This is a genomic window from Weizmannia sp. FSL W8-1119, from assembly GCF_038008605.1.
Lineage (GTDB): Bacteria > Bacillota > Bacilli > Bacillales > Bacillaceae_C > Weizmannia > Weizmannia coagulans.
Genome location: NZ_JBBOZL010000001.1, coordinates 197,555 through 219,769 on the forward strand (window position 1 = coordinate 197,555; position 22,215 = coordinate 219,769).

Here is a 22,215-nt window from a genome sequence, read left to right on the forward strand (position 1 = left end):
GCTGTTAAGATATGAAATGCACGCAGGAAGATGTCAAGCTGGAAAAATGGATGGCTGGTTTTCCCCCTGAAATGCGTTAAAATAAATGTATGGCACTTTATCGCGCACAGAGGAGGGAAACATGGACAAGCAACCTTTGCATAAATTTTACGAAAAAAATCGACTTGAAAGAATCAAGGCACTGGAACAGGCGAAGGCCATTTCAGCCGAAGATGCCGCGCTGCTTGAAAAAGGGCTTGTGCTGCCGGATGAAACGGCGGACCATATGATTGAAAACCAGATTGCCAAATATGAATTGCCATATGGTACGGCATTGAACTTTCTGATTGACGGAAAAGAGTATGTCGTCCCGATGGCGATTGAGGAGCCTTCTGTTGTGGCGGCGGCAAGTTCGGCGGCAAAAATCATCAACAAGGCAGGCGGTTTCCGGACGACAGTGAGCAGCCGTATGATGATCGGGCAGGTGGCGTTAATGGACGTTCCGGATCCGATCCGTGCGAAAACGGTGATTATGGCCCATGCGGAAGATATTTTGCAAACGGCGAATGAGGCCAAGCCTTCGATTGTGAAGCGGGGCGGCGGAGCCCGGAAACTGGAAGTCCGCCTGATCCCGGCTGATGAAAAAGCCGGCACGCCTGCTTTTTTTGTTGTCCATCTCCATATTGATACGCGGGAAGCAATGGGTGCGAATATCATCGACACCATGGCGGAGGCGATCAAACCGCATTTGGAAGAGTGGACAGGGGGACGGGCGTTAATGGGCATTCTTTCCAATTATGCCACTGAGTGCCTGGCAACGGCCGAGTGCCGGATACCCGTGCCATTGCTTGAAAAAAACGGCATGCCCGGTGAAGAAGTCCGCGACCGGATCATTGAAGCCGCCCAATTTGCATACGCGGATCCTTACCGGGCTGCGACGCATAACAAAGGCATTATGAACGGCGTTGATGCCGTTGTGATCGCAACTGGGAACGACTGGCGCGCGATTGAAGCGGGCGCCCATGCCTATGCAGCAAGGTCCGGCAAGTATCGTTCCCTTTCTACTTGGAGCAAAGCAGAAAACGGAGACCTGCTTGGCAGCCTCACCCTTCCGCTTCCGGTCGGGACAGTCGGCGGCCAGATCAGCATCCACCCTGCTGCCGGTTTCAGCAAGCGGTTGCTGGGTTACCAAAATGCGAAAGAACTGGAATCGATCATTGTCTCCGCTGGGCTTGGCCAGAACTTTTCCGCCATCAAAGCCCTTGTCACAGACGGCATTCAAAAAGGGCATATGGCCCTGCACGCCAAATCGCTGGCCATCAGTGCAGGCGCCTCCGGAAGCGAAATTGACCGGGTTGCAGAAAAACTAAAACAAAGCGGGACAATTGATCTTGCTACGGCAAAGAAAATTTTAAAAGAAATCAGAGGATGACAGGCGGGGCACTGAACAGAAATAGGAAGAAAAAAACACGCGGGTATGAAAAACGGCGCCAAGAATACCGAGGCACTGAACAAAATATAGAAAAAAACGGTGAGACACGATTATGGTAATGTCCCGCCGTTTTTTTGTTTTCATTTGGCCAGGCAGTTTTTTTCCTTTAAAGCAGGATGAAACCCCTGGGGGCCGGGCTTACGGCGCAACTCCCCGTTTTTGAAAAGAAAGTCGCCTTAAAGGGGGGCGGTCATTTCCCTCTGTAAAAACCAGAGGCACGCTTATAAAGCATGCCTCTCATTTTTACATGTTTTTATTGATGTATTGCCGCTTGTGCCCTTCGATTCCGGCAAGGCAAACGGTGGCCGGATCCTCGTTCACCGGCAAGGTAACGGCCGATCCGTCGTTTGGAAGCGATGTTGTAAAAATGGCTTCGTATTCGGCAACGCTAATTTCTTTCCGCGCATCGAGCATTTGCTGATGGCGGGCCGGCTGCAAGGCTTCACGATAGCCCGGCTGCAAGATCCCGGCAAAAAATTCCCCGACTGCGCCGGACCCGTAGCTGTACAGGCCGATCCTCGCACCTGCTTCTATCTTTGTATTTTGTTCAAGCAGGGAAAGCAAGCTCAAATACAAAGCGCCGGTATAAATGTTCCCGACGATTTTGTTATAACTTTTGCTTGTTTCATAATGGGCAAGAAGCCTTTCGCGCCCGTCTTCATCCGTTTCATCCAGCACCGTTCTCAGCGCTTTTAAGCCCATTTTTGTATATGGCATATGGAAACAAATGGCTTCGAAGTCACTTAACGTAAAGCCGGTTTTTTCTCTGTACTGCTGCCAGACGGTCTGGAAGAAACCGATGTACTTTTCATTGGAAAACTTGCCGTCCACATAAGCGGAATCCGAATAGACCGGCCGCCAAAAGTCCATGATGTCTTCCGTATGGTACACGCTCGGTTCTTCGATCGCAAGGATGTTCGGATGGGCGCTTACGACCATGGCGACGGCGCCCGCCCCTTGGGTGACCTCTCCTGAAGTATTCAATCCGTATCTGGAAATATCCGACCCGAGCACGAGCGCTTTGCTTTCCGGATGCAGGGCGATATGCCCTCTTGCCATTTGCAGCCCTGCCGTAGCACCGAAGCATGCTTCTTTCACTTCAACGGCCCGCACTTCCGGTTTTAAACCGAGCAGGCGGTGCACATAAATTGCGGCTGCCTTCGAGTGGTCGACGCCGGATTCCGTGCCGAAAATAACAAAATCAATTTTTTCTTTATCTTCGTCTGTTAAAATTTCGAGCGCCGCATTGGCTGCGAGCGTCACCGCGTCCTGGGTCACCGGGGCGACAGCCATTTTTTCCTGGCCGATCCCGATTAAAAATTTTCCGGGGTCCTCATTCCTGGCAAGTGCCAGTTTTTCCATGTCAACATATAAATGCGGGGTATAAAACCCGATCTTGTCTATTCCGATTTGCAACAGCTCTTCACACCTTTTTTACAGGAATTGTAATTGAAATTTGAGAAACTGTACTAAATAATTTAATATAAACGGTGTCGAAATACAACTTATCACGACACACTGACACCTTCCCATTATAGTACAAGTTGCAAAGATTGTGGATGGGAAATGACAGAGAGGGAGTAAACGTATATGCATGAAGTTGCGATTATCAGCGCCGTCCGGACCCCGATCGGGAAATTCGGCGGCAGTTTAAAAGATATATCCGCTGTGGAACTGGGCGCGATTGCCGCAGAAGAAGCGATCCGGCGCGCCGGCGTTTCTGCACGGGAGGTCCATTATGCCGTTTTTGGCAATGTTCTTTCGGCTGGCCTCGGCCAAAACCCGGCCCGGCAAATGGCAGTCAGAGCCGGCATTCCGTATGAAGTGCCTGCCGTCACCGTGAATGAAGTGTGCGGCTCCGGATTGAAAGCTGTGCTGCTTGCTGCCCAGATGATTCAGCTTGGCGAGGCGAAAATAACGGTTGCTGGCGGGGCGGAAAACATGTCGCGTGCGCCTTATCTTGCAGAGCAGGCACGCTGGGGCCATAAGCTTGGCAATATGGCGATGGCAGACAGTATGCTGCGCGACGGCCTGACGGATGCATTTGAAGGCATCCATATGGGTTTGACGGCGGAAAAAGTGGCGGAGCAATTCGGCATTTCCCGCGAGGAACAGGACCGTTTTGCGCTTCAATCCCAGCAAAAAGCCGCGCAGGCACAAAAGGCCGGCCGCTTCAAAGACGAAATTGTGCCGGTAAAAGTAAAACAGAGAAGAAGCGAAATGCTGTTTGCCGATGATGAGCATATCCGCCCCGATACGACGCTTGGCGGGCTCGCGAAGCTGAAACCCGCTTTTCTCCAAGATGGCACTGTCACAGCGGGAAATGCTTCGGGGATCAATGACGGCGCAGCTGCAGTTGTTTTAATGGAAAAATCACTTGCGGATGAAAAAAAGATTCCTTATCTCGGGGTCATCAAAGGGTATGCAGAAGCAGGAACGGACCCTTCCATCATGGGTTATGCCCCTTATTACTCCATTCAAAAGCTGCTTGAAAAGACCGGTGCATCCCTTGAAAAGGTGGATTTAATCGAGCTGAACGAAGCTTTTGCTTCCCAGAGCCTTGCCGTTGTCAGGGATTTGGGGCTTGATCCGGAAAAAGTCAATGTCAACGGCGGCGCCATTGCACTGGGGCATCCAATCGGGGCATCCGGCGCAAGAATTCTCGTTACGCTTTTGCATGAAATGAAAAAAAGAAATGTGCGCACCGGCCTCGCCTCGCTCTGTGTCGGCGGCGGCATCGGCATTTCGATGCTGGTCGGGCGCACGTGACATTGCCGGCTTTTGCCTGGTTTTTGGAAAGATGCGGAAAACCTTTGTCAGGCGCAAAACTTTTTCGCTATTACTCTTGTATGAAATGGAAATAAGAAATGTGCGCACCGGCCTCGCCTCGCTCTGTGTCGGCGGCGGCATCGGCATTTCGATGCTGGTCGGGCGCACGTGACATCGCTGGGATTTTACCTGGTTTTTGGAAAGATGTAGAAAATCTTTGTCAGGCGCAAAACTTTTCCGCTATTACTCTTGCATGAAATGAAAAAAGAAATGTGTGCACCGGCCTCGCCTCGCTTTGTGTCGGTGGCGGCCTTGGCATTTCGATGCTGGTCGGGCGCACGTGACATCGCTGGGATTTGGCAAGAACAGGAAAAGCCCTGCCTGATGCAGGGCTTTTTCTCTATTTTTTGTTCCGGATAGGATTTTTCCACCTGGTCAGGATAACGTAAGGACTTCATATTTGGATGCTAATTCTGCAAATTGTGCCATGCTGCTGATTTTTCCAGCTGCAAGTTTTTCGTTTAGCCCATAAAAGTCCACACAGGTTTTACAAGCAAGAACGTCCACGCCTTTTTCCTCCAATTCTTTCAATTGAAGGGAAACGAGCGAGTCTTCTGTTAACGTAAACACACCGCGGTTTACGCAAAACACAGCGGCCGGCAGTTCTTCCTTTTGTTTCAGGATGGTAAAGAAGGTTTCCAACAATCCTTCCCCCAATTCTTGTTCTCCTTTTCCAAGCTGATCCGATGCAAGCAAAATAACTTTGTTTTTCAATGTCTCCACCTCAATGACTTTCTTTCTATTTTAGCAAATCCTGCCAGACTTTTCCCGTGCCAGATACGGCGGCTGCCACAAGCCTGGGGCGTTCAGTGCCGCGGTTTCTTTAACCATTTATTTGGGTGCCTAGCGGTTTGGGGTATATTTGAGCAAAAGCAGGTGAACAAGCTGATAGAATAACGCCAGGATGCAAAAGAGGATAGGATACGCAATAGCAGAATACACAGGTTTCCAGCCATTGTAGTAAAGCGTACCCGTCATGATGAACAAAAACTCAAAAACCATCGTCACGATCGTCCATCCTGCAATATAGAGGAACCGGGTGCGGAACCTGTTTGGAAAAAAGTTGATAAAGGTAATATTGATGGCCGGATAAATCCCAAACAAATAACAAAGGGCTTTCCAGTCGACTCCTTTTGTAAAGTATCCAAAAAGATCATACTTGATATCCAGAAATAAATTGACGATTAATTCAAGGTACATGGCAAACAGGGTGGTGCACAGCATTTCAGCGCCGCTAAATTTTTTTGGCATGAGAAAAGCAAACAGATTCAGAACGATCATCAAAAACGATAAGGAATACCATGCTTCAACACCCCGATTCCAGGATTGGCTTTTTCTTACCCTCTCCTATTTTGGCCGGGAGATTACAAAAAATCGCACATTCCGGAAACCCGGTCAAAGGACGCCTGTCTTATTCTTTGTTATAATTTTACAAGAATAGCGTAAACAAAGGGGGATGGATCATTTGGCGAAAAAAGTATTGGTATACAGCGAACTGCCTGAGGATTTGATTGAAAAGCTGAAGGAAACATTTGAGGTACGCTACATACCAGGATGCAAGAATATTTCCGATCTTCTGCCCGGCTTAACGGAAGCGGACGGGCTGCTCGGTTCCTGGCTCCAGGCGGGAAAAGAATTGCTGGACCACGCACCGGCCTTGAAAATCATCAGCAATATAACGGTCGGATATGACAATCTCGATATCCCGTTGCTAACAGAGCGGGGGATTATGGCAACCAATACGCCGGGTGTGCTCGATGAAACAACAGCGGATACCATCTTTGGCTTGATGCTTGCAGCGGCGCGGCGATTTACGGAACTGGACCGGCTTGTCAAAACCGGGAATTGGAAAGCGCCTGTTTCTACTGAACATTACGGCATTGATATCCACCATAAGACGCTTGGCATCATCGGCATGGGCAGAATCGGAAACAAAATTGCGAAACGGGCCCATTTCGGTTTTGATATGGACATTTTATACCATAACCGTTCCCGTGACCCGGAAGCCGAGCAGCTGTATGATGCGGTATACTGTGAGCTTGATGAACTGCTGGAAAAATCTGATTTCATTTGCCTGATGGTGCCGCTTACCCCGGAAACGCACCGGCTAATCGGGGAACAGGAATTCAAATTGATGAAGAAAACGGCCGTTTTTGTCAATGGTTCAAGGGGCACGACAGTAGACGAAGCGGCGCTTGTCAAAGCCCTTCAGGAAAAAATAATTTATGCGGCCGGCCTTGATGTGTATGAACAGGAACCCGTTTCGCCGGATAACCCGCTTTTAAAAATGGACAATGTCGTCACCCTTCCGCATATCGGCTCTGCTACCCATGAAACACGATATGCAATGGCAAAACTTGCGGTTGAAAATCTCACGAAGGGGCTGCTTGGAGAATGCCCGCCCAATTTGATTAACCGGGAAGTTTTTCGCGGCCGGGCGTAATCGCGAATGCTTGCTGAACGATTCCAATTGAGGGGGGATCCCGATTCGTCCGGTAAGCGCTGTTTTGTTTTGGTATGATGCAGGGAAAGCCTGTTGTCAAGTAATGACACGGGTGAGTATGTGTCAAGTTTTTCTCGATAAGGTTTAAATATCGGGATTCCAAGACACTCTTTTTGTACACTTTCGTATAGATTGATAACGGAGGTGTTGATGCGCGCGAAATTCACTCGCTTTCCGCGGGCGGCCGGCGAGCCTCCTCGCTCGTACCTCGCTGCGGGGTCTCTCCTGGCTCGCTTTTCCCGCAGGAGTCTCGTAAATTTTGCGCGCCTCAACGATCAGCCCCCCACATACCAGGCTTAAAACGAAAGCTCTACTATTTTGCTTAAATGACCCATTGCCGATGAACGGCTTGAATGCAGGGAAACTGATCCGCGCTTTACGCCAATTGACGGGCGTACAGGATGCTTGAATCGTTGAGACATCCTGATGGATTGTTTCAAGCTCCGTTGCTTTCTCGTGCTTCTTGAACGGTGTTTCAGATAGGCTTCCTGCAATGCCCCGTTAAGCATGCCCTGTTTCACCTTTACCATGGCTTCGGCGCCAGCTTTACTCCAATGCATCCCCCTTCCGCCTGTTTCTTCAGTCTAATCGTTTGATCTAACTTCTCAAATACGTCCCCAACCCATTGTGTAAAAACTTTTTGCATCAGAATTTTAACCTGTTCTTCAAATTCAATAAGACTCTTTGTATCCTTTAATAATCCAGCAATTATTGATATAATATCCATGGGAAGACCTCTCTCTAGATGTTCATTTCGTGGTGTACATTTAGATGATAGAGTGTCTTCCTATTTTTTTCACTCATCTGCATACGTGTGTTCCACCGGTTCGGCAGGGGAATTTTCAGGCGGTATGAAACTGGATCGGATATTCTCAGATGCGACTTATAAGAAATAGCCTCAAAACGGCTTAGCGGCCAAAAGAAAGGCTCTTAAGCTGTTTGAGGCTATTTATTCTTTGATTTTTTCTAATCTGTTCTCATTTTGAGTAGAAGCTTAATATGCCAATCACCCAGAGAAATAATAGAATCCCAATAATTGTAAATAATATAATTTTCGTGTTTTTTTCATGATTCAGTCTCCCTCGTATTAAGGGTTAGTTAGTAAAAAGAATCAGATACTTTTCCATTCTTGTCACCAACAACTTTTAAATGCACATTTCCCATTTGGTCTACGTATTAATCCGTCCCCCCTTTTCATCGCCTTTTTTACCAGTTCGTCAATATTTATTCTTCAAACAATAAGAAAATCCCTTTAAAAAATGCCTTTTTTGCTTTCAAGCCTTTCATAGCTGAAAGAGATACGCCCGCCTGTCCGCATTGGAAGTTTCAGGCGGTATGTAAACTTGATGCAGATCAAATGCAGATTTTCACAATTGATATAGAATAAAGGGAGGGGGAATTCAAGAGATCGGAGTGAAAAAAGATGAAGACGATCATTGTGTATTCAACCATGACAGGTACAACAGAATTTATGGCAGAACAAATTGCGGCAGCCCTGACAGAAGCGGGTTATGCCGTTGATATAGCAGAATCAACCAATACATCGCCGCACGAGCTTGCCGGTTATGATCTGATTCTGATCGGCGCAAATACATGGGACGAGGGCGATCTTTGGGATGAGATGATCGATTTTTATGAGGAACTTCCGGAAGTCGATTTAACCGGCAAAAAAGGGGCGGTGTTTGGCGCCGGCGACTCGTTTTACGAGCATTTCGCCACCGCAGTGGATACGATGGAGGAAGCATTGAAAAAGCAGGGGTGCGAGCTGCTGTTGGACGGGTTAAAAGTAGATGTCGTCCCGGATGAAGAAATCGAAACCGCCTGTAAAGATTTTGCCCGGAAACTTGATTTGCGCTGCCGCGAGTTGGGACTGGTGCAGAAATGAATACCGTTATCCTGCACAAGCTTTCCCTTTTGCCGGAAGAGCCGGGATGCTATTTGATGAAAAGCCGGGAAGGGGAAATCATTTATGTTGGAAAGGCAAAAAAGCTGAAAAACCGGGTACGCTCTTACTTTACTGGTTCCCATGATGAAAAAACAACCCAGCTTGTCGGAGAGATTTTTGATCTGGAATGGATCGTCACAGCGACCAACACGGAGGCTTTGGTGCTGGAAATGAATCTGATTAAGCAGTACCGGCCGAAATACAATATTATGCTAAAAGATGATAAAAGCTACCCCTTTATCAAAATTACGGATGAACGGCACCCTCAGCTCATTTTAACGCGCGAAGCAGGCCGTGATAAAGGGAAATATTTCGGCCCGTTTCCGAATGCCCGGGCGGCAGCGGAGACAAAAAAAGTACTGGACAGGCTTTATCCGCTCAGGCGTTGTCCGGAATCAAGCACCCGCCCCTGCCTGTATTACCAGCTTGGGCTGTGCATTGGCACCTGTGCAAGGGAAGTGGGTGAAGAAGAATACAAGGAACAAATCCGCAAAATTGTCCGTTTTTTCCACGGCGGTTACCGGGAAGTTTTAAAAGACATGAAAAAAGAAATGAACCAGGCAGCAACTCAGCTTGATTTTGAAAAAGCGGAACAACTGAAGGAACAAATTATGCAAATTGAAGTGACCATGGAACATCAAAATATCGTGCTAAACGACCCTGTAAGCCGGGATATATTCGGCTTTGCTGTGCAAGGCGGCTTGATGTGCGTCCATGTTTTTTATATGCGTGATGGCAGGATTATGGAGAGGGAGGTTATGTTCAGGCCGATCGGAAGCAAGGAGCCGGGAAGGGCATTTCTTGGCTTTTTACAGCTTTTTTATGGCAATGGGGGCAATGCGTTGCCAAAGGAAATACTCCTTCCGGCAGCAGTTGGGAAGGAAGCGGCCGAAATGTGCATTTCCGCCCGTATCGTGCAGCCGAAACGCGGGCAGAAAAAAGAAATGGTGCAGCTGGCAACTAAAAATGCGCGCATTGCGCTGGAAGAAAAGGTCTCGTTAATGGAGCTTGAAACGGTGTAGACTGCCGCATATTTCACGGCAATATCGGCAAAAGAATGCGTACTGCAGTGCCTTTGCCAGGTTCGCTTTTTACATTGATAGAGCCCCCGTGAAGTTCCACGAGCTGTTTTGTGATCGCCACACATCATCTATACCGCATCCGGGGCAATTTGTCTGTAAAGCGTTTTCCGGGTAAAATGGCATGAGAAGCTAAGCCATCATCCAATGAACATAGCGCTTGGGCAAAATCAAATCCTTTTTTAGGGGGGCTCGTCATATGGAGTGCCGTCATCATATCCATGGTTCCCATCCCGGGCATGGTTGTAACAGCCATGCGGGATGCATACGGCTCGTGCCGATTTTCAACCATCTGGAAGAAGAACAGATGGCGAAAATCGGGGCGTCTGTTGAAACGCTGGCATTACAAAAAGGGGAAATGCTTTTCCGGGCAGGGGAAAGAGATGATACGCTGTATATTATCCATACCGGAAAAGTGAGGATTTACCGGTTGGCTGATTCGGGAAAGGAGCAGCTTGTCCGCATATTAAATCCGGGTGATTTTACCGGCGAGCTGGCTGTTTTTCAACCGGGGGAAATTCATGAAAATTATGCAGAGGCCCTGCAGGATTCGACCATCTGCAGGATGAAACAGAAGGACCTTCAAGCCTATTTGCTGGCATATCCCCAAATCGCTTTAAAAATCTTAACGGAAATCACGAAGCGTTTGGAAGAATCGGAAAAACAAACGGCCCGGGTAGCGGTCGAAAACGTGGAATCCAGAATCATCTCCTTCTTAGCCAGTTGTGTGGAACGAAGCGGCGCGGATGATACAGTGATTGCCTTGCCAATGTCTAAAAAAGATTTGGCTTCTTACCTGGGAACAACCCCCGAAACCATCAGCCGAAAGTTTACAAACCTGGAAAAACAGGGATTAATAGAGCAGTTGCCAAATAAGAAAATCAAAATTCCTGATTTGGACGAGCTGTTATTGTATGCAGATGAAGCAACATCAGCCGGCGGGCACCATTGAAAAAGCACTGAAAAAAATAAACAAGCGGCGGGAAACCACTAATAATGGTGACCCGCCGCTTTTTGTGCGCCCGACATTTTGTCTGCAAACTTTTTCAATGGCCCGGCCTGCAGAGTATATTTAAATCCAAAATCTTGACAAGGGTCAATGATGAAAGCAAGGGGCTCTTTTAAAATAATCGTATAACAGGTGAGGGGGAGTTCCAATGTTAGAACAAATCCATCAACATAAGCATCATCTGGCATGGATCGCCGGCATTTTAATCGTTCTTGGTTTATGGATGAAATGGTTGGGCTTTTACGCCTGGAGGGACGGTTTTCTGATTGCGGCAACCGTTGCTGCTGCCCTTCCCATCGCCATCAAAGCCTGGCAAGCGGCCAGGATGAAAACGTTCAGTATTGAGTTGCTCGTTACGGTGGCGGTTGCAGGCGCCTTCCTGATCCACGAATATATGGAATCCGCAGCTGTCACTTTCCTGTTTCTGTTCGGCGATTATTTAGAAGCCAGGACATTAAAAAAAACCCGTTCATCTTTAAAGCAATTGGCGGATATGGCCCCGCAGGAAGCGATCTTGCTTCAAGAAGACGGAACCCGCAAAAAAACGGCTGCAGATCGCGTCCGGGCAGGAAACAAGCTGGTAGTCCTCCCGGGCGGCAAAATACCGGTTGACGGGACCATTGCAAAGGGCCGGGCATTCGTGAATGAATCAGCGGTTACCGGGGAACCGGCACCCGTCATGAAAAAAGAAAACGATCCTGTTTTTAGCGGCTCGATTTTGGATACCGGCTATATCGAAATGATCGCTGAAAAAGTCGGGGATGACACAACGTTTGCAAAGATGATTGAACTGGTGGAAGAAGCCCAGGATGCAAAATCAAAAACCGAACGTTTTCTCGACCGGTTTGCCAACTATTACACACCGGTGATTGTCATCCTTGCACTTGCTGTGTTTGTTTTTACCCGTGATTTTCACAAGGCGATTACCTTCCTGGTCATTGCCTGCCCGGGTGCGCTTGTGATTGGCGCTCCCGTGTCAAATGTAGCGGGGATTGGAAACGGCGCGAAACACGGTGCGCTGATCAAAGGCGGCGATGTGATGGAAAAACTCGCAAAAGTGGATACGCTCGTATTTGATAAAACCGGCACGCTGACAAAAGGAAAGCCGGAAGTCACGGATGTGCACCTGTTTGGCAAAAGGCGCGAAGAGGAAGTGCTCGGGCTTGTAGCCAAGGCGGAAACCGTCTCTGAACACCCGCTCGGCCAAACGATTGTGAAAGAAGCTGAAGCAAGAGGCATCCCGTTTAACCGGTACCACTTGCAGGAAGGCGAAGCGATAAAAGGGAAAGGAATTGCGGCAACCATTGACGGCATCGCCGTTACAGCGGGGAACCGCAAATGGATGGACGCACAAGGCATCGCTATTTCTCCATCAGCGGACAGTTACGCAACCGATCGTGAAAAAATGGGGAATACGGCTATTTTTATTGCAGCCAATGGAAAGTTAGAAGCCATTCTGTCCATCGCCGACCAAATCCGTGAAGATGCCCGGGCTGCCTTGGAGGATATGCGTGCTGCCGGGATCAAAAGGATCGTCATGTTAACGGGCGATAACCGCCATACCGCCCGGGCCGTCGCCAGCCAATTGGGCATTGATGCCTTTTATGCAGAGCTGCTTCCGGATGAAAAAGTGGAGTATGTGAAGAAACTGAAAGAGGGAGGAGCGGTTGTGGCGATGGCAGGAGACGGCATGAATGATGCCCCTGCGATTGCAACTGCAGATATCGGGCTTGCCATGGGGAAAGGCGGAACGGATATCTCTATCGAAACGGCTGATATCGTTTTGATGGCAGACAAGCTTTCCCAATATGCCCATGCCTTTGTCCTTTCGAAAAAAACGATGCGGAATATGAAACAGAATATAGCAGTGGCACTTTCGGTCGTCGTATTTTTGCTTGTTGGGGTTCTCCGGGGGCAGGTAGACCTTGCAGCCGGCATGTTTGTCCATGAAGGCAGCGTTTTAGCTGTTATTCTCAATGCGATGCGGTTGATCGGGTTTGCACCAAAAGGCGGACGGCAGAAGTTCAAGATCAGCAAAATGGGCGAACTTGATGGAGATCAATTACGGAAACCGGTGCGGCATGTAAAATAAAAACAAAAGGAGGGAAACGGAATGAAAAAAGCCGTGATGCAATTAGAAACGTTAACCTGTCCGTCTTGTATGAAAAAAATAGAAGGCGCGCTGGACAAAGTGGAAGGCGTGGAAAATGTGAAAGTACTTTTCAACGCCAGCAAGGCAAAAGTAGATTTCGACGAGGCAAAGGTTTCAACAGATGAGTTGAAAGAAATCGTTGAAAAAACAGGCTATCAAGTTCAAGCAGTAAAGACGAATTAAAGGTGAAAAGGTTGAGGCCGGTTGCTGGCCCCAACCTTTTTATGAAAAAAGCTTATCTGCTGCAACTTGAAATCCTGGTAATAACTGTGATTGAACCACACCGGCATTTTTTGCAATGTCTTTCAGGATATAGTTTTCTTCGCCATTCAGGACGTATAACCTTTATGTTTGAATTCGGGCCTGAAACAAGTAAAGAACCATCTTCTTGTGCATTGCTAAGAATACATAAGATTGGCCGGCTGCAGGCAGATTATCTTCATCAAATGTTACAATAGAACTTCCGTCTTCTGAGATTCCGCCGGCTTTTTGAACGGGAATAGATGTGTCAGTCTCCATTCTCCTTTCATATTTTCTAATACTGTCACTTTGTAATTGGTATAGGGTGTGGAGATTTCTTTTGTACCATCTTCTGTTTCAATTTGTGTTGTATTTTTGTACTCAGTCCCGGTTTTCTCATCAACACGTGCTAAAAATACATAATCAGCGTCTCCAACAGTTTCTTCAGGGTTATCCATATTGAAAAAGTCCCGTCCATGTGTACTTTTTTTGGATGTTTGCTGGTTTTATTGGCTGCTGAGTTGTTAGTGCAAGCCCCTATAGCCACTGCCATTTATGGGGGATATTCAAAGTTTGCCGGGATAGCTGATAAATTCAAACCGATGTATTGTACCTGCCACCTTAATCGTCTAAAATGGATAACGGACTGTGAAAATATCGGGGGGCCATCTATTCTATGGCTCAGAAAAAAGGCGAAGAAGGCTGGCCCGTATCCGGCATCTTTTTACGGACAAACTTGGCACATATTCAACGCAACTGAGGATTGATATCTTTTGTCGAATATGGTAGGATAACAACATATAGAAATTCTTAAACAAAAAAATACTAAATATAGTATGCGAGTATTGGTGGCTTTGAAATGCCTGAAAAGGGAATCCGGTGGGAAACCGGAGCTGCCCCCGCAACTGTCAGTGTGGACGAAAGAGCGAACCACTGTACCGGCTGCTTTTTTTTGGCGGCGGTATGGGAAGGGCTTCATTAGAATGAAACACAAGCCAGGAGACCTGCCAATACTTGAAGTTTCTATTCTTCGGGGTGCGGGAACGGGAAACGGCGGAACAGATGATCACGGATGCTGTTTTTCTGCCGTTTTTGCCGTTCATCCCCCTGAAATGAACGGCTTTTTTGCGTTCAAAAAAGGGAGGGGAAAACGTGATATCTATTCAACTGGAATCAAAAGAAATGATTTTGCAGCTCATTGATCAAATGTCCGCAGGCCTGGACATTGAGACCGGCGCTTATAAGGAAAAGATTTTAAAATTATGGGACCCGGACGCCACTTTGGCGGAAAAAACAGATCTGCTTATTAAACATGCCCTTGAAAATATCGATGAAGCAGGTGCGGCATGGACATTCTTTGCAGCAAGAATTTACTTACATAAGCTTTATGCCGAAGCCGCCAAAAACCGGCATTATGATCCAGCCCTCAAGTACGGGCCTTTCTATGATTTGCTCAGGCAGCTGGCAGAAAAGGGCATTTATTCTCCAAAACTGCTTGACAAATATACAAAGCAGGAAATCGAAACGCTCGGCCGCATAATCGACCCGGAGAAGGATTTGCTTTTTACGTATCCCGGCCTCTATACGCTCGTAACCCGTTATCTGGCAAGCGATTTTGACAAGCATGTCTATGAACTGCCGCAGGAGCGCTGGATGGTGATTGCGATGTACCTGATGCAGGATGAGCAGCAGGAAACCCGCATGGAGCATGTGAAGGAAGCGTACTGGGCGCTCAGCAATCTGTACATGACGGTCGCAACCCCGACGCTTGCGAATGCGGGCAAAACGCACGGCCAGCTGTCGAGCTGTTTCATTGATACAGTAAGTGACAGCCTGCAATCAATCTATGACAGCAATACCGACATCGCCCAGCTTTCGAAAAACGGCGGCGGGATCGGCGTGTATATGGGAAAAATCCGTGGGCGGGGAAGCGCGATTAAAGGTTTCCCGGGCATGTCAAGCGGCGTGGTGCCGTGGATCAAACAACTGAACAATACGGCGGTGAGCGTGGACCAGCTCGGGACAAGAAAAGGCGCCATTACCGTCTACCTCGATGTTTGGCACCGCGACATCGAAGATTTTCTCGATTTGAAGTTAAATAACGGCGATGACCGGCTCCGTGCGCGCGATATTTATACGGGCGTGTGCATCCCGGATTATTTTATGGAACAGGTGGAAAACCGCGGGGACTGGTATTTGTTTGATCCGCATGAAGTAAAAGAAGTCATGGGGTTTGCCCTTGAAGATTTTTACGATGAAGAGAAGGGAAAAGGGAGCTGGCGTGAAAAATATGAGGCGTGCATTCATGCCGGTCTCCGCTCAAAAAGGAAAGTACCGGCAATCGAGATTATGAAGCGCATCATGAGATCGCAGCTTGAAACAGGAGCGCCGTTTATGTTTTACCGCGATGAAGTGAACCGGCAAAACCCGAACAGCCACAAAGGGATCATTTACTGTTCCAATTTATGCACAGAAATTGCCCAGAACCAGTCCCCGACTGAGCTGATTGAAGAATGGATCGAAGAAGAAAATATGATCGTAAAGAAATACCGTTCCGGGGATTATGTCGTTTGCAACTTGAGTTCCATCAATCTTGGGAAAGCCGTCCCGGACGGGGTGCTCGAACGGCTTATCCGCATTCAGGTCCGCATGCTCGACCATGTGATAGATGTCAATACGTTACCTATTAAACAAGTGCAAATTACGAATAAGAAGTACCGTGCGGTCGGGCTTGGCACGTTTGGCTGGCATCATTTGCTGGCACTTGAAGGAATTGAATGGGAAACGGAAGCAGCCGTCGAATATGCGGATAAACTGTATGAAAACATTGCCTACTATGCGATTAAAAGCAGCATGGAATTAGCCAGGGAAAAGGGAAGCTATCCGGCATTTCCAGGCAGCAAGTGGAGCACCGGCGCTTATTTTACCGGCAAAGGCTACACGAGTGAACGCTGGTTAGCGCTTGCTGAAGAAGTGAAACAATACGGTTTGCGGAACGGGTATTTAATGGCGGTTGCGCCGAATGCGACCACTTCGATTATTGCCGGCTCGACAGCAAGCATCGACCCGGTTTTCCAGCCTTATTATATGGAAGAAAAAAAGGATTACAAATTTCCGGTGACAGCGCCTGATTTAAACCACCGGACGTACAATATTTACCGCCGTTCGGCTTATAAACTTGACCAAAGATGGTCCGTCCGGCAGAATGCGGCAAGGCAAAAACATATTGACCAGAGCATCTCTTTCAATTTCTATGTGCCGTATAATATCCGCGCGCAAGTATTGCTTGATCTCCATTTGCAGGCTTGGAAGTCCGGCTTGAAAACGACCTATTATGTGCGCTCGACCTCCAGTGAAGTGGAAGAATGCGAGTGGTGCCAAAGTTGAAAGTGCTGATTGCATACTTGTCCTACAGCGGCAATACAAAAGAAACGGCGGAGCTGCTGGCATTCTGGTGCAGGGCGCGCGGGATTGCGGTGGACATGCACGCCATTGGCATTTCCCCGCCGTTTTCGCCGCACGACTATGATTTGATCCTGGTCGGGACATTCACATGGGAACGGGGAGCCACGCCTGAAGAAGTGAAGGATTTTGTGCTGGAAATTGGCTGGAAACCTCCCAATGTCGCTGTGTTCGGAACGGGGGATACGCAGTTTGGCGGTGATGATTTATTCTGCCTAGCCGCCCGCAAACTCGCAAAATTTTACAACAGTCCGTGGGAACCGTTGAAAATTGAACAGTCTCCGAGGGGAAGCCAGGAAAAAGAAGTGGAAAAATGGATAGAAGGAGTGCTGGAAGATGTCAAACGCTTTGCTGGAAAAAGCGAAAACGTTGGATCCAGTTCACCCGAATAAAGCGACTGCCTTATTCGGAGGGAAGTCAAGCGGGATTTTAAACTGGAATGATCTTGCTTATCCGCACTGGTACAAAACGTATAAACGGTTGTTGGGGAATTACTGGCAGTCGGATGAAGTGAATATGTCGACAGATGTGAAACAATTCCCGCTGTTATCGGAAAAAGAGCAGGAAACGTTTTTGAAAATCATCAGCCTGCTGGCAACGCTCGATTCGTCACAAACGAGGACGATTTTGCTTGCTTCGCTGTATGCGACTGATCCGTCCGTCCAATCGATTTTGGCGGTGATTGCCCAGCAGGAAGCTGTCCACAATGAGAGTTATTCTTATATTTTATCGTCCGTCGTGTCCCTTGATAAACAAAATGAAGCATTTGAAATCGGGCGGAAAGATCCGGTACTACTAAAGCGGAATGAAAAGCTGATGGAGCAATACAATGCGTTTGCCCGGCAGCCGGATGTGGAAGACATTGTAAAAACGCTCGTGTATTCGACATTGCTGGAAGGGTTGTTCTTTTATTCCGGTTTTGCTTTCTTTTATAATCTGGCGCGGCAGAACAAAATGGTCGGCACATCGACGATGATCAGTTATATTAACCGCGATGAGCTGGAGCACGGGCGCTTTATTTCGGAACTGATCCGCGCGGTGCTTTCCGAACATCCGGAATTGAACACGCCGGCCTTTTCCGATTGGGTATATGCCCGGTTCCGCGAGTCCGTTGACTTGGAAACCGAGTGGTCGGAATACGTGCTCCGGGGCGTGGAAGGGATCGATCTTGAGGAAATGGCCGGTTTTATCAAATACCGTGCCAATAAAATGCTGCGCATGATCGGATTAAGCGAGCTATACCCGGAACATGTTGAAAATCCGATGAAATGGATCCGCGCCTATGCAGATAATTTCGACGCAACGAAAACGGATTTCTTTGAACAAAAGTCCCGTTCTTATACGAAAGTGAGCGATTTGAACGGATTTGACGAGCTGTAATCTGCCTTTAGACGCCCATGCTGCAGTGAACGCGGCACCAGAGCCGGCGTATATTTTCGGGATAGAACATCATTTGCAGCACGGTGAAAACCAATTTTGGAAAGAAAACGGCAAAAAAAGATCTGATGGATGGTCTTGGCAAAAAAAGCGGGAGTGATTCCCGCTTTTTGCATGCCAACTAGGGCTTGCTGAATAAGTAAAATTCCTAGATTTGGCAAGAATGCTGACGGCTTTGGCAAAAATTTAAATGCAAGGGGTTTACAACCAATTTAGGGGAAAACTTGCATTCAAAAGCCAATACAAACGAGATATTTTGAGACAGCGTTTACGAATAAATAGGGTGCAAACTCAGAATTGGATTCGTTCAGCAAGCCCCAATTACGTGGTGAAATGCTTTTCCTTTTTCAAACGCATGAGCGCTTTTTTATTTTTCCACAGCAGGATGACAAAGTTGCCCAGCCAGATCCATAAGAGAAAAGAAGGGAATCTTCGAAAAATAAGAAAGAGGGACAGCAGCAGGAATCCGGTTGCCGTTTGCAGGCTGTCTTCACTGCTGGTTGTTTTTTTGCCTTTTTTCACCACCTTCGCCAGGACATAAAAGCATGCAAGAATAACTGCATAAGTGAGGGATATGCGAAATTTGGTCAATGCGCTCCATACGCCGAAGCTTACGGCAAGGCCTTTTCCGCCTTTTCCTTTTAAAAAAGGGGAAAAGGCATGCCCGGCAATCGGCGCCAGGGCAATGGGAATCAATGCCTTATGCGATGGGGCCGCCCCGGATTTTATGATCAGCCAAACCGGAAGAAACCCTTTGCCGAAGTCACCCGCAATGCCAAGCAACCCGTATTTGTAACCGGCTTTTTTCCAAAGGTTAGCTGCACCGGGATTTCCATCTTCAGTTTCGCGAATATTGATGTTCAATAACAGGCCGATCCAGTAAGAAAACATCAGCGAACCCGAAAGAAAACAAAGTGCTGACAATAAAAAAGTCATTTGTTTTGCCCCCTTCCCACATCAATGTATCTGCCTTTCCAAAGCACTTTTTTACGAAAATGGGACTGATAAAGGGAATACAGGATGATGGTCAGGAAAAAAATCATGGATAAAAAGTGAAACAAAGGTTGCAGGATGCCAAAGTTTCCCGCATGCCGGTTAAAATAATAGATTTGGGCGGCATACAGCAAATAGCCTGCCACAAAGTAAGGGATGCCGGAAAAGCAGCCGAGCTCGGATATGAGCAGGCCAAGAATCCAGAAAACGACAGCCGCAATTGTAAAAGGATGGATGGCTGATGTGCTTAACACCGCCCCTTTTGCAAATCCTTGCAACTCCTGCCTGAAACCGCCGGGATACATGCGGAAGAAGACGAGCCCGCTTCCGGTAAAATTGGTGACCGGAATGCCGGCCTGTTGAAAACGGGCGCCTAAGTTCAGATCGTCCAGCATTTCAGCGCGGATATTCCCATGCCCGCCAATTTTGTCATAATCTTCTTTTGATACACAAATACAGGCACCGTAAAGCCCTTTTTGCCGGTTGAAGCGTTCAAACGGCGAGGTGAATGAGAAAATCCCGAGCAGGTTCAGAACCATTGCCAGTTTCTCATAAAATTTTTCAGTATGGTGGTATGGAATGACAGAGATGGCGCCCCCCTGCTGTTTGTGTGCTGTGACGAGGGAGCTGATGGCATGTTTAGCAAGGCGGGTGTCGGCATCGAGAAAGATAAGCAGATCCCCTGTGGATTTCACGTAACCGTTCCAGACGGCCCACGTTTTTCCGGTCCAGCCATCCGGAAGATCAGGCGCAGAAACGACGGTGACGCCGAATTTTTCTGCTGTTTCTTTTGTCCTGTCCTCGGAGTGGTCATCCACCACAATGATTTCACCGGGTTTGGTTGTTTGCCTGTTTAAAGAATGCAACAGGGCAGGCAGGGTGTTTTCTTCATTTCTTGCCGGAATAATAACGGATATCTTTTCCCGCCCGGCTGTGCCGGTTGCATGCGGTAAAGGGCGCTTGCGGAAAAGGACGAATCCCGCCAGCAGGCCGCATAACATAAACCCGTATAAAATGGCAGGCATTTTCACCACTTCCTGTTCTGCTGTATAGATTTGAACTCCATTTTGGTTAAGTTGTATGGCAAAACAGTTAAGATCAATTTTGTACTTCTATTTTACATCAGGGTGTCCCGGAAGGATAAAGTTAGCATTGCCGGACTGCAGAGATGATGGTTTTGCATCTGCCCCTCCCGTCCCGGGGGAACAAGCGGATGGCATTTGGCAAAAAAATTGGTGTGGCTGCCACGAGCGTTTGTCCTTTAAAATAAAACTGAAAAATAAGAAAAGATTGGGTGCTGGCCCGGATGGAGCTCGACCCTGCAAAAATGAGGCTGTTATATGGTTTCTTTGATTTTTATTTAAAACTGAATGAAAAAGAGGAGGCGGAAGTAATGGAAAACACTAAAATGCTGGACCCGGACGAAGCAGAGCAAGTATTGAAGCTGCCGAATTCCTACTTTGACCGCGGGTATAGGAAGGGAAAAGAGGAAGGAAGAGAAGAAGGAAGAAAAGAAGAAAGAAAAGAATTGTTACAAACGATTCCATCAGCCATCAAAATGTTGCAGGAGGGTATGGATCTTCAATTCATTGTGGAAAAAACCGGCTTGAGCCGGACAGAAGTGGAAAAAACAAAACAGCAGCTGAAAAATTTATAAGAAAAAAAAGATTTTCACCGGACATCTGGTTGCCGGTGCTTTTTATAACGCAAAACTTTCTAAAAATACAGCCGTTAAAATTTTGTGCAAAATGTATTATAATTTTAAATAGAATAAAAAGGGGTGAGAAAATGGAGGAAAGAGTTACAAAGGCAGTTCAGGATTACTATCCCGATTCATTTGCTACTTGTTACGGCTGCGGGCGGCTGAATGAAAAAGGCCATCATTTTCGCACAGGCTGGCTGGGGGACAAAACCATCACGATTTATACGCCGCTTCCTGAATATATGGGGGGAATCCCGGGGTTTGCCTACGGCGGGATCGTAGCATCGCTGATTGACTGCCATAGCGCGGGCTCCGCCTCCCTGTATGTGCTCCGGAAAAACGGCAACGAACTTGGCGACGGAACAGAGCCGCCGCGGTTTGTAACCGGCACATTAAAAGTGGAATATAAGCACCCAACCCCGCTCGGTGTGCCGCTTAAGGCAATCGGAACCGTTACCGAGATTCATCCGAAAAAGTACCGGATCAACACAGAAGTATTTGCGGAAGATAAAGTGGTCGTAACAGGGGAAGTCATCATGGTCATGATGCCGGAAAAATTTAGGGAGACAGTAAAACCAAAGTAAAGCCTAGCGCGGCATCGGCCCAGGAAAGATACCCATACATGACACCGCGCGGCGGTCATGATGCCAGCTTCAAGCCGACCGCTGCGCCTAAAATCATCGTAATAAAAACAATTCTCCGCCAGTCTCTCGATTCTCCGAAAAATAACATACCGACAATTGCGCCCCCTGCTGCGCCGATGCCTGTCCAGACGGCGTAGGCCGTGCCCATCGGCAGCGTCCGCATCGCAAATGACATAAACAAAAAACTCCCGCTGAAAGCAAGCACCATGAGCAGCATAGACTGCAGATTGCGGCGGCGGTTTACCATATTCATGGCGGCTACGCCGAGCATTTCGCATAACCCTGCAATGAGTAAAGAAGCCCAAGCCATCAAGAATCAGCCTCCCCGCTGCTTTTTTCATTTTCCACCATCCTCAAGCCAACAATGCCCGCCAGCAGAATGAGAATCAAAATGATTTTTATCAAACTAAACGGTTCGCCGAAAAATACGATTCCGGAGAAAACCGTTCCGGCTGTGCCAAGCCCGACAAAAACGGCATACACCGTTCCGACCGGCAAATTCTTGCTTGCCGCAATGAGTGCGTAAAAGCTGGCGGTAATGGCAATCAGCGTACCCATCCATTCCAGCAAGTTATCTGCATGTTTCAACCCGATGACCCAAAAGACTTCGAAAAAAGCCCCAACGAGCACAATGAGCCAGGATTTATTCATTTCAAACACCTCCCATAAAAAATCCCGGCGAGCTGCGCAAAAAGCATCCCCCGGGTTTTGATCCCTCTGTACCATGGCAAAAACGTGATCCTTCATCT

The 22,215-nt window shown here is 47.8% G+C and carries 22 protein-coding genes, 3 pseudogenes and 1 riboswitch; of the genes and pseudogenes, 14 read left to right on the top strand and 11 right to left on the bottom strand.

The genetic code is table 11. From position 1 onward, the window contains the following. Window positions 1–121: 121 nt before the first annotated feature. Window positions 122–1,411, top strand: a complete 1,290-nt coding sequence (locus tag NSQ19_RS01055; RefSeq protein WP_104851093.1) for a hydroxymethylglutaryl-CoA reductase, degradative — start codon at window positions 122–124, stop codon at window positions 1,409–1,411. A 303-nt stretch (window positions 1,412–1,714) separates the two neighbouring features. On the opposite strand, the gene NSQ19_RS01060 is transcribed toward NSQ19_RS01055, so the two are convergent. Continuing rightward, window positions 1,715–2,887, bottom strand: a complete 1,173-nt coding sequence (locus NSQ19_RS01060; protein WP_340702186.1) for a hydroxymethylglutaryl-CoA synthase — start codon at window positions 2,885–2,887, stop codon at window positions 1,715–1,717. 174 nt (window positions 2,888–3,061) lie between these two features. Here NSQ19_RS01060 and NSQ19_RS01065 point away from each other — a divergent pair, with 174 nt between their 5' ends. Both NSQ19_RS01065 and NSQ19_RS01070 read left to right on the top strand, forming a co-directional pair. Then, window positions 3,062–4,240, top strand: coding sequence for an acetyl-CoA C-acetyltransferase (locus tag NSQ19_RS01065; RefSeq protein ID WP_328005163.1), 1,179 nt, complete (start codon window positions 3,062–3,064; stop codon window positions 4,238–4,240). Between the two features lie 31 nt (window positions 4,241–4,271). Further along, window positions 4,272–4,412, top strand: coding sequence for a hypothetical protein (locus NSQ19_RS01070; protein WP_340702187.1), 141 nt, complete (start codon window positions 4,272–4,274; stop codon window positions 4,410–4,412). 263 nt (window positions 4,413–4,675) lie between these two features. Here the strand turns inward: NSQ19_RS01070 and NSQ19_RS01075 are convergent, their stop codons facing one another. Both NSQ19_RS01075 and NSQ19_RS01080 read right to left on the bottom strand, forming a co-directional pair. Further along, the gene (locus NSQ19_RS01075; RefSeq protein ID WP_013858157.1) at window positions 4,676–5,014 is read right to left on the bottom strand and encodes a DsrE family protein; all 339 of its coding nucleotides are present in this window, start codon (window positions 5,012–5,014) and stop codon (window positions 4,676–4,678) included. 129 nt (window positions 5,015–5,143) lie between these two features. After that, window positions 5,144–5,551 carry a CBO0543 family protein gene (locus NSQ19_RS01080; RefSeq protein WP_340702188.1) on the bottom strand — a complete coding sequence of 136 codons (408 nt, stop codon included), beginning with the start codon at window positions 5,549–5,551 and terminating at the stop codon, window positions 5,144–5,146. A 214-nt stretch (window positions 5,552–5,765) separates the two neighbouring features. Here NSQ19_RS01080 and NSQ19_RS01085 point away from each other — a divergent pair, with 214 nt between their 5' ends. Next, window positions 5,766–6,743 (top strand): 2-hydroxyacid dehydrogenase, encoded by a 978-nt coding sequence (locus NSQ19_RS01085; protein ID WP_340702189.1) that lies wholly within the window; start codon window positions 5,766–5,768, stop codon window positions 6,741–6,743. A gap of 356 nt (window positions 6,744–7,099) precedes the next feature. On the opposite strand, the pseudogene NSQ19_RS01090 reads toward NSQ19_RS01085, so the two are convergent. Both NSQ19_RS01090 and NSQ19_RS01095 read right to left on the bottom strand, forming a co-directional pair. Further along, a pseudogene (locus NSQ19_RS01090) lies at window positions 7,100–7,369 on the bottom strand (ISLre2 family transposase); the annotation flags it as partial. After that, window positions 7,366–7,530, bottom strand: a pseudogene (locus tag NSQ19_RS01095) (ISLre2 family transposase); the annotation flags it as partial. The pseudogenes NSQ19_RS01095 and NSQ19_RS01090, both read right to left, overlap by 4 nt. A 696-nt stretch (window positions 7,531–8,226) precedes the next feature. Between NSQ19_RS01095 and NSQ19_RS01100 the strand changes: the two are divergent. Both NSQ19_RS01100 and uvrC read left to right on the top strand, forming a co-directional pair. After that, window positions 8,227–8,688: a flavodoxin gene (locus tag NSQ19_RS01100; protein ID WP_017553187.1), complete on the top strand. Its 462-nt coding sequence runs from the start codon at window positions 8,227–8,229 to the stop codon at window positions 8,686–8,688. Beyond that, window positions 8,685–9,770: an excinuclease ABC subunit UvrC gene (uvrC, locus tag NSQ19_RS01105; protein ID WP_340702190.1), complete on the top strand. Its 1,086-nt coding sequence runs from the start codon at window positions 8,685–8,687 to the stop codon at window positions 9,768–9,770. The genes NSQ19_RS01100 and uvrC overlap by 4 nt, the downstream gene beginning before the upstream one ends. Window positions 9,771–9,783: 13 nt before the next feature. Here the strand turns inward: uvrC and NSQ19_RS01110 are convergent, their stop codons facing one another. Continuing rightward, the gene (locus NSQ19_RS01110) at window positions 9,784–9,891 is read right to left on the bottom strand and encodes an ATP-binding protein (RefSeq protein ID WP_302466540.1); all 108 of its coding nucleotides are present in this window, start codon (window positions 9,889–9,891) and stop codon (window positions 9,784–9,786) included. 135 nt (window positions 9,892–10,026) lie between these two features. Here NSQ19_RS01110 and NSQ19_RS01115 point away from each other — a divergent pair, with 135 nt between their 5' ends. The 3 genes from NSQ19_RS01115 (at window position 10,027) to NSQ19_RS01125 (ending at window position 13,171) form a co-directional block, all read left to right on the top strand. Further along, on the top strand, window positions 10,027–10,779 hold the full coding sequence (locus NSQ19_RS01115; protein WP_029142236.1) for a Crp/Fnr family transcriptional regulator: 753 nt from the start codon (window positions 10,027–10,029) through the stop codon (window positions 10,777–10,779). Between the two features lie 205 nt (window positions 10,780–10,984). Continuing rightward, a complete protein-coding gene (locus NSQ19_RS01120) occupies window positions 10,985–12,928 on the top strand; it encodes a heavy metal translocating P-type ATPase (RefSeq protein ID WP_340702191.1) in 1,944 nt (647 codons plus the stop codon). 21 nt (window positions 12,929–12,949) lie between these two features. Continuing rightward, the gene (locus NSQ19_RS01125; RefSeq protein ID WP_017553182.1) at window positions 12,950–13,171 is read left to right on the top strand and encodes a heavy-metal-associated domain-containing protein; all 222 of its coding nucleotides are present in this window, start codon (window positions 12,950–12,952) and stop codon (window positions 13,169–13,171) included. 266 nt (window positions 13,172–13,437) lie between these two features. Here the strand turns inward: NSQ19_RS01125 and NSQ19_RS01130 are convergent, their stop codons facing one another. After that, window positions 13,438–13,686, bottom strand: a complete 249-nt coding sequence (locus NSQ19_RS01130) for a hypothetical protein (RefSeq protein ID WP_328013339.1) — start codon at window positions 13,684–13,686, stop codon at window positions 13,438–13,440. Between the two features lie 371 nt (window positions 13,687–14,057). Continuing rightward, a riboswitch (cobalamin riboswitch) is annotated at window positions 14,058–14,254 on the top strand. A gap of 156 nt (window positions 14,255–14,410) precedes the next feature. Between NSQ19_RS01130 and NSQ19_RS01135 the strand changes: the two genes are divergently transcribed. Genes NSQ19_RS01135 through NSQ19_RS01145 form a run of 3 tightly spaced genes read left to right on the top strand, consistent with a single transcriptional unit; the run spans window position 14,411 to window position 18,070 of the window. Continuing rightward, window positions 14,411–16,615: a ribonucleoside-diphosphate reductase subunit alpha gene (locus tag NSQ19_RS01135; protein WP_013858177.1), complete on the top strand. Its 2,205-nt coding sequence runs from the start codon at window positions 14,411–14,413 to the stop codon at window positions 16,613–16,615. Then, entirely contained in the window at window positions 16,600–17,082 is a 483-nt protein-coding gene (locus NSQ19_RS01140) for a flavodoxin (protein WP_061565650.1), read from the top strand. Before NSQ19_RS01135 ends, NSQ19_RS01140 begins: the two co-directional genes overlap by 16 nt. Next, entirely contained in the window at window positions 17,027–18,070 is a 1,044-nt protein-coding gene (locus NSQ19_RS01145) for a ribonucleotide-diphosphate reductase subunit beta (protein WP_029142232.1), read from the top strand. The genes NSQ19_RS01140 and NSQ19_RS01145 overlap by 56 nt, the downstream gene beginning before the upstream one ends. 378 nt (window positions 18,071–18,448) lie before the next feature. Here the strand turns inward: NSQ19_RS01145 and NSQ19_RS01150 are convergent, their stop codons facing one another. Together NSQ19_RS01150 and NSQ19_RS01155 are read right to left on the bottom strand one after the other, a co-directional pair. After that, the gene (locus tag NSQ19_RS01150; protein ID WP_340702192.1) at window positions 18,449–19,063 is read right to left on the bottom strand and encodes a glycerol-3-phosphate acyltransferase; all 615 of its coding nucleotides are present in this window, start codon (window positions 19,061–19,063) and stop codon (window positions 18,449–18,451) included. Further along, window positions 19,060–20,145 (bottom strand): glycosyltransferase, encoded by a 1,086-nt coding sequence (locus tag NSQ19_RS01155; RefSeq protein WP_340702193.1) that lies wholly within the window; start codon window positions 20,143–20,145, stop codon window positions 19,060–19,062. Before NSQ19_RS01155 ends, NSQ19_RS01150 begins: the two co-directional genes overlap by 4 nt. A gap of 269 nt (window positions 20,146–20,414) precedes the next feature. Between NSQ19_RS01155 and NSQ19_RS01160 the strand changes: the two are divergent. Together NSQ19_RS01160 and NSQ19_RS01165 are read left to right on the top strand one after the other, a co-directional pair. Beyond that, window positions 20,415–20,777, top strand: a pseudogene (locus tag NSQ19_RS01160) (DUF4351 domain-containing protein); the annotation flags it as partial. Between the two features lie 131 nt (window positions 20,778–20,908). Then, the gene (locus NSQ19_RS01165) at window positions 20,909–21,406 is read left to right on the top strand and encodes a PaaI family thioesterase (protein WP_340702194.1); all 498 of its coding nucleotides are present in this window, start codon (window positions 20,909–20,911) and stop codon (window positions 21,404–21,406) included. A 55-nt stretch (window positions 21,407–21,461) separates the two neighbouring features. On the opposite strand, the gene NSQ19_RS01170 is transcribed toward NSQ19_RS01165, so the two are convergent. Beyond that, on the bottom strand, window positions 21,462–21,776 hold the full coding sequence (locus NSQ19_RS01170; protein WP_013858185.1) for a DMT family transporter: 315 nt from the start codon (window positions 21,774–21,776) through the stop codon (window positions 21,462–21,464). Beyond that, on the bottom strand, window positions 21,776–22,117 hold the full coding sequence (locus NSQ19_RS01175) for a DMT family transporter (RefSeq protein ID WP_013858186.1): 342 nt from the start codon (window positions 22,115–22,117) through the stop codon (window positions 21,776–21,778). Before NSQ19_RS01175 ends, NSQ19_RS01170 begins: the two co-directional genes overlap by 1 nt. Window positions 22,118–22,215: the final 98 nt, after the last annotated feature.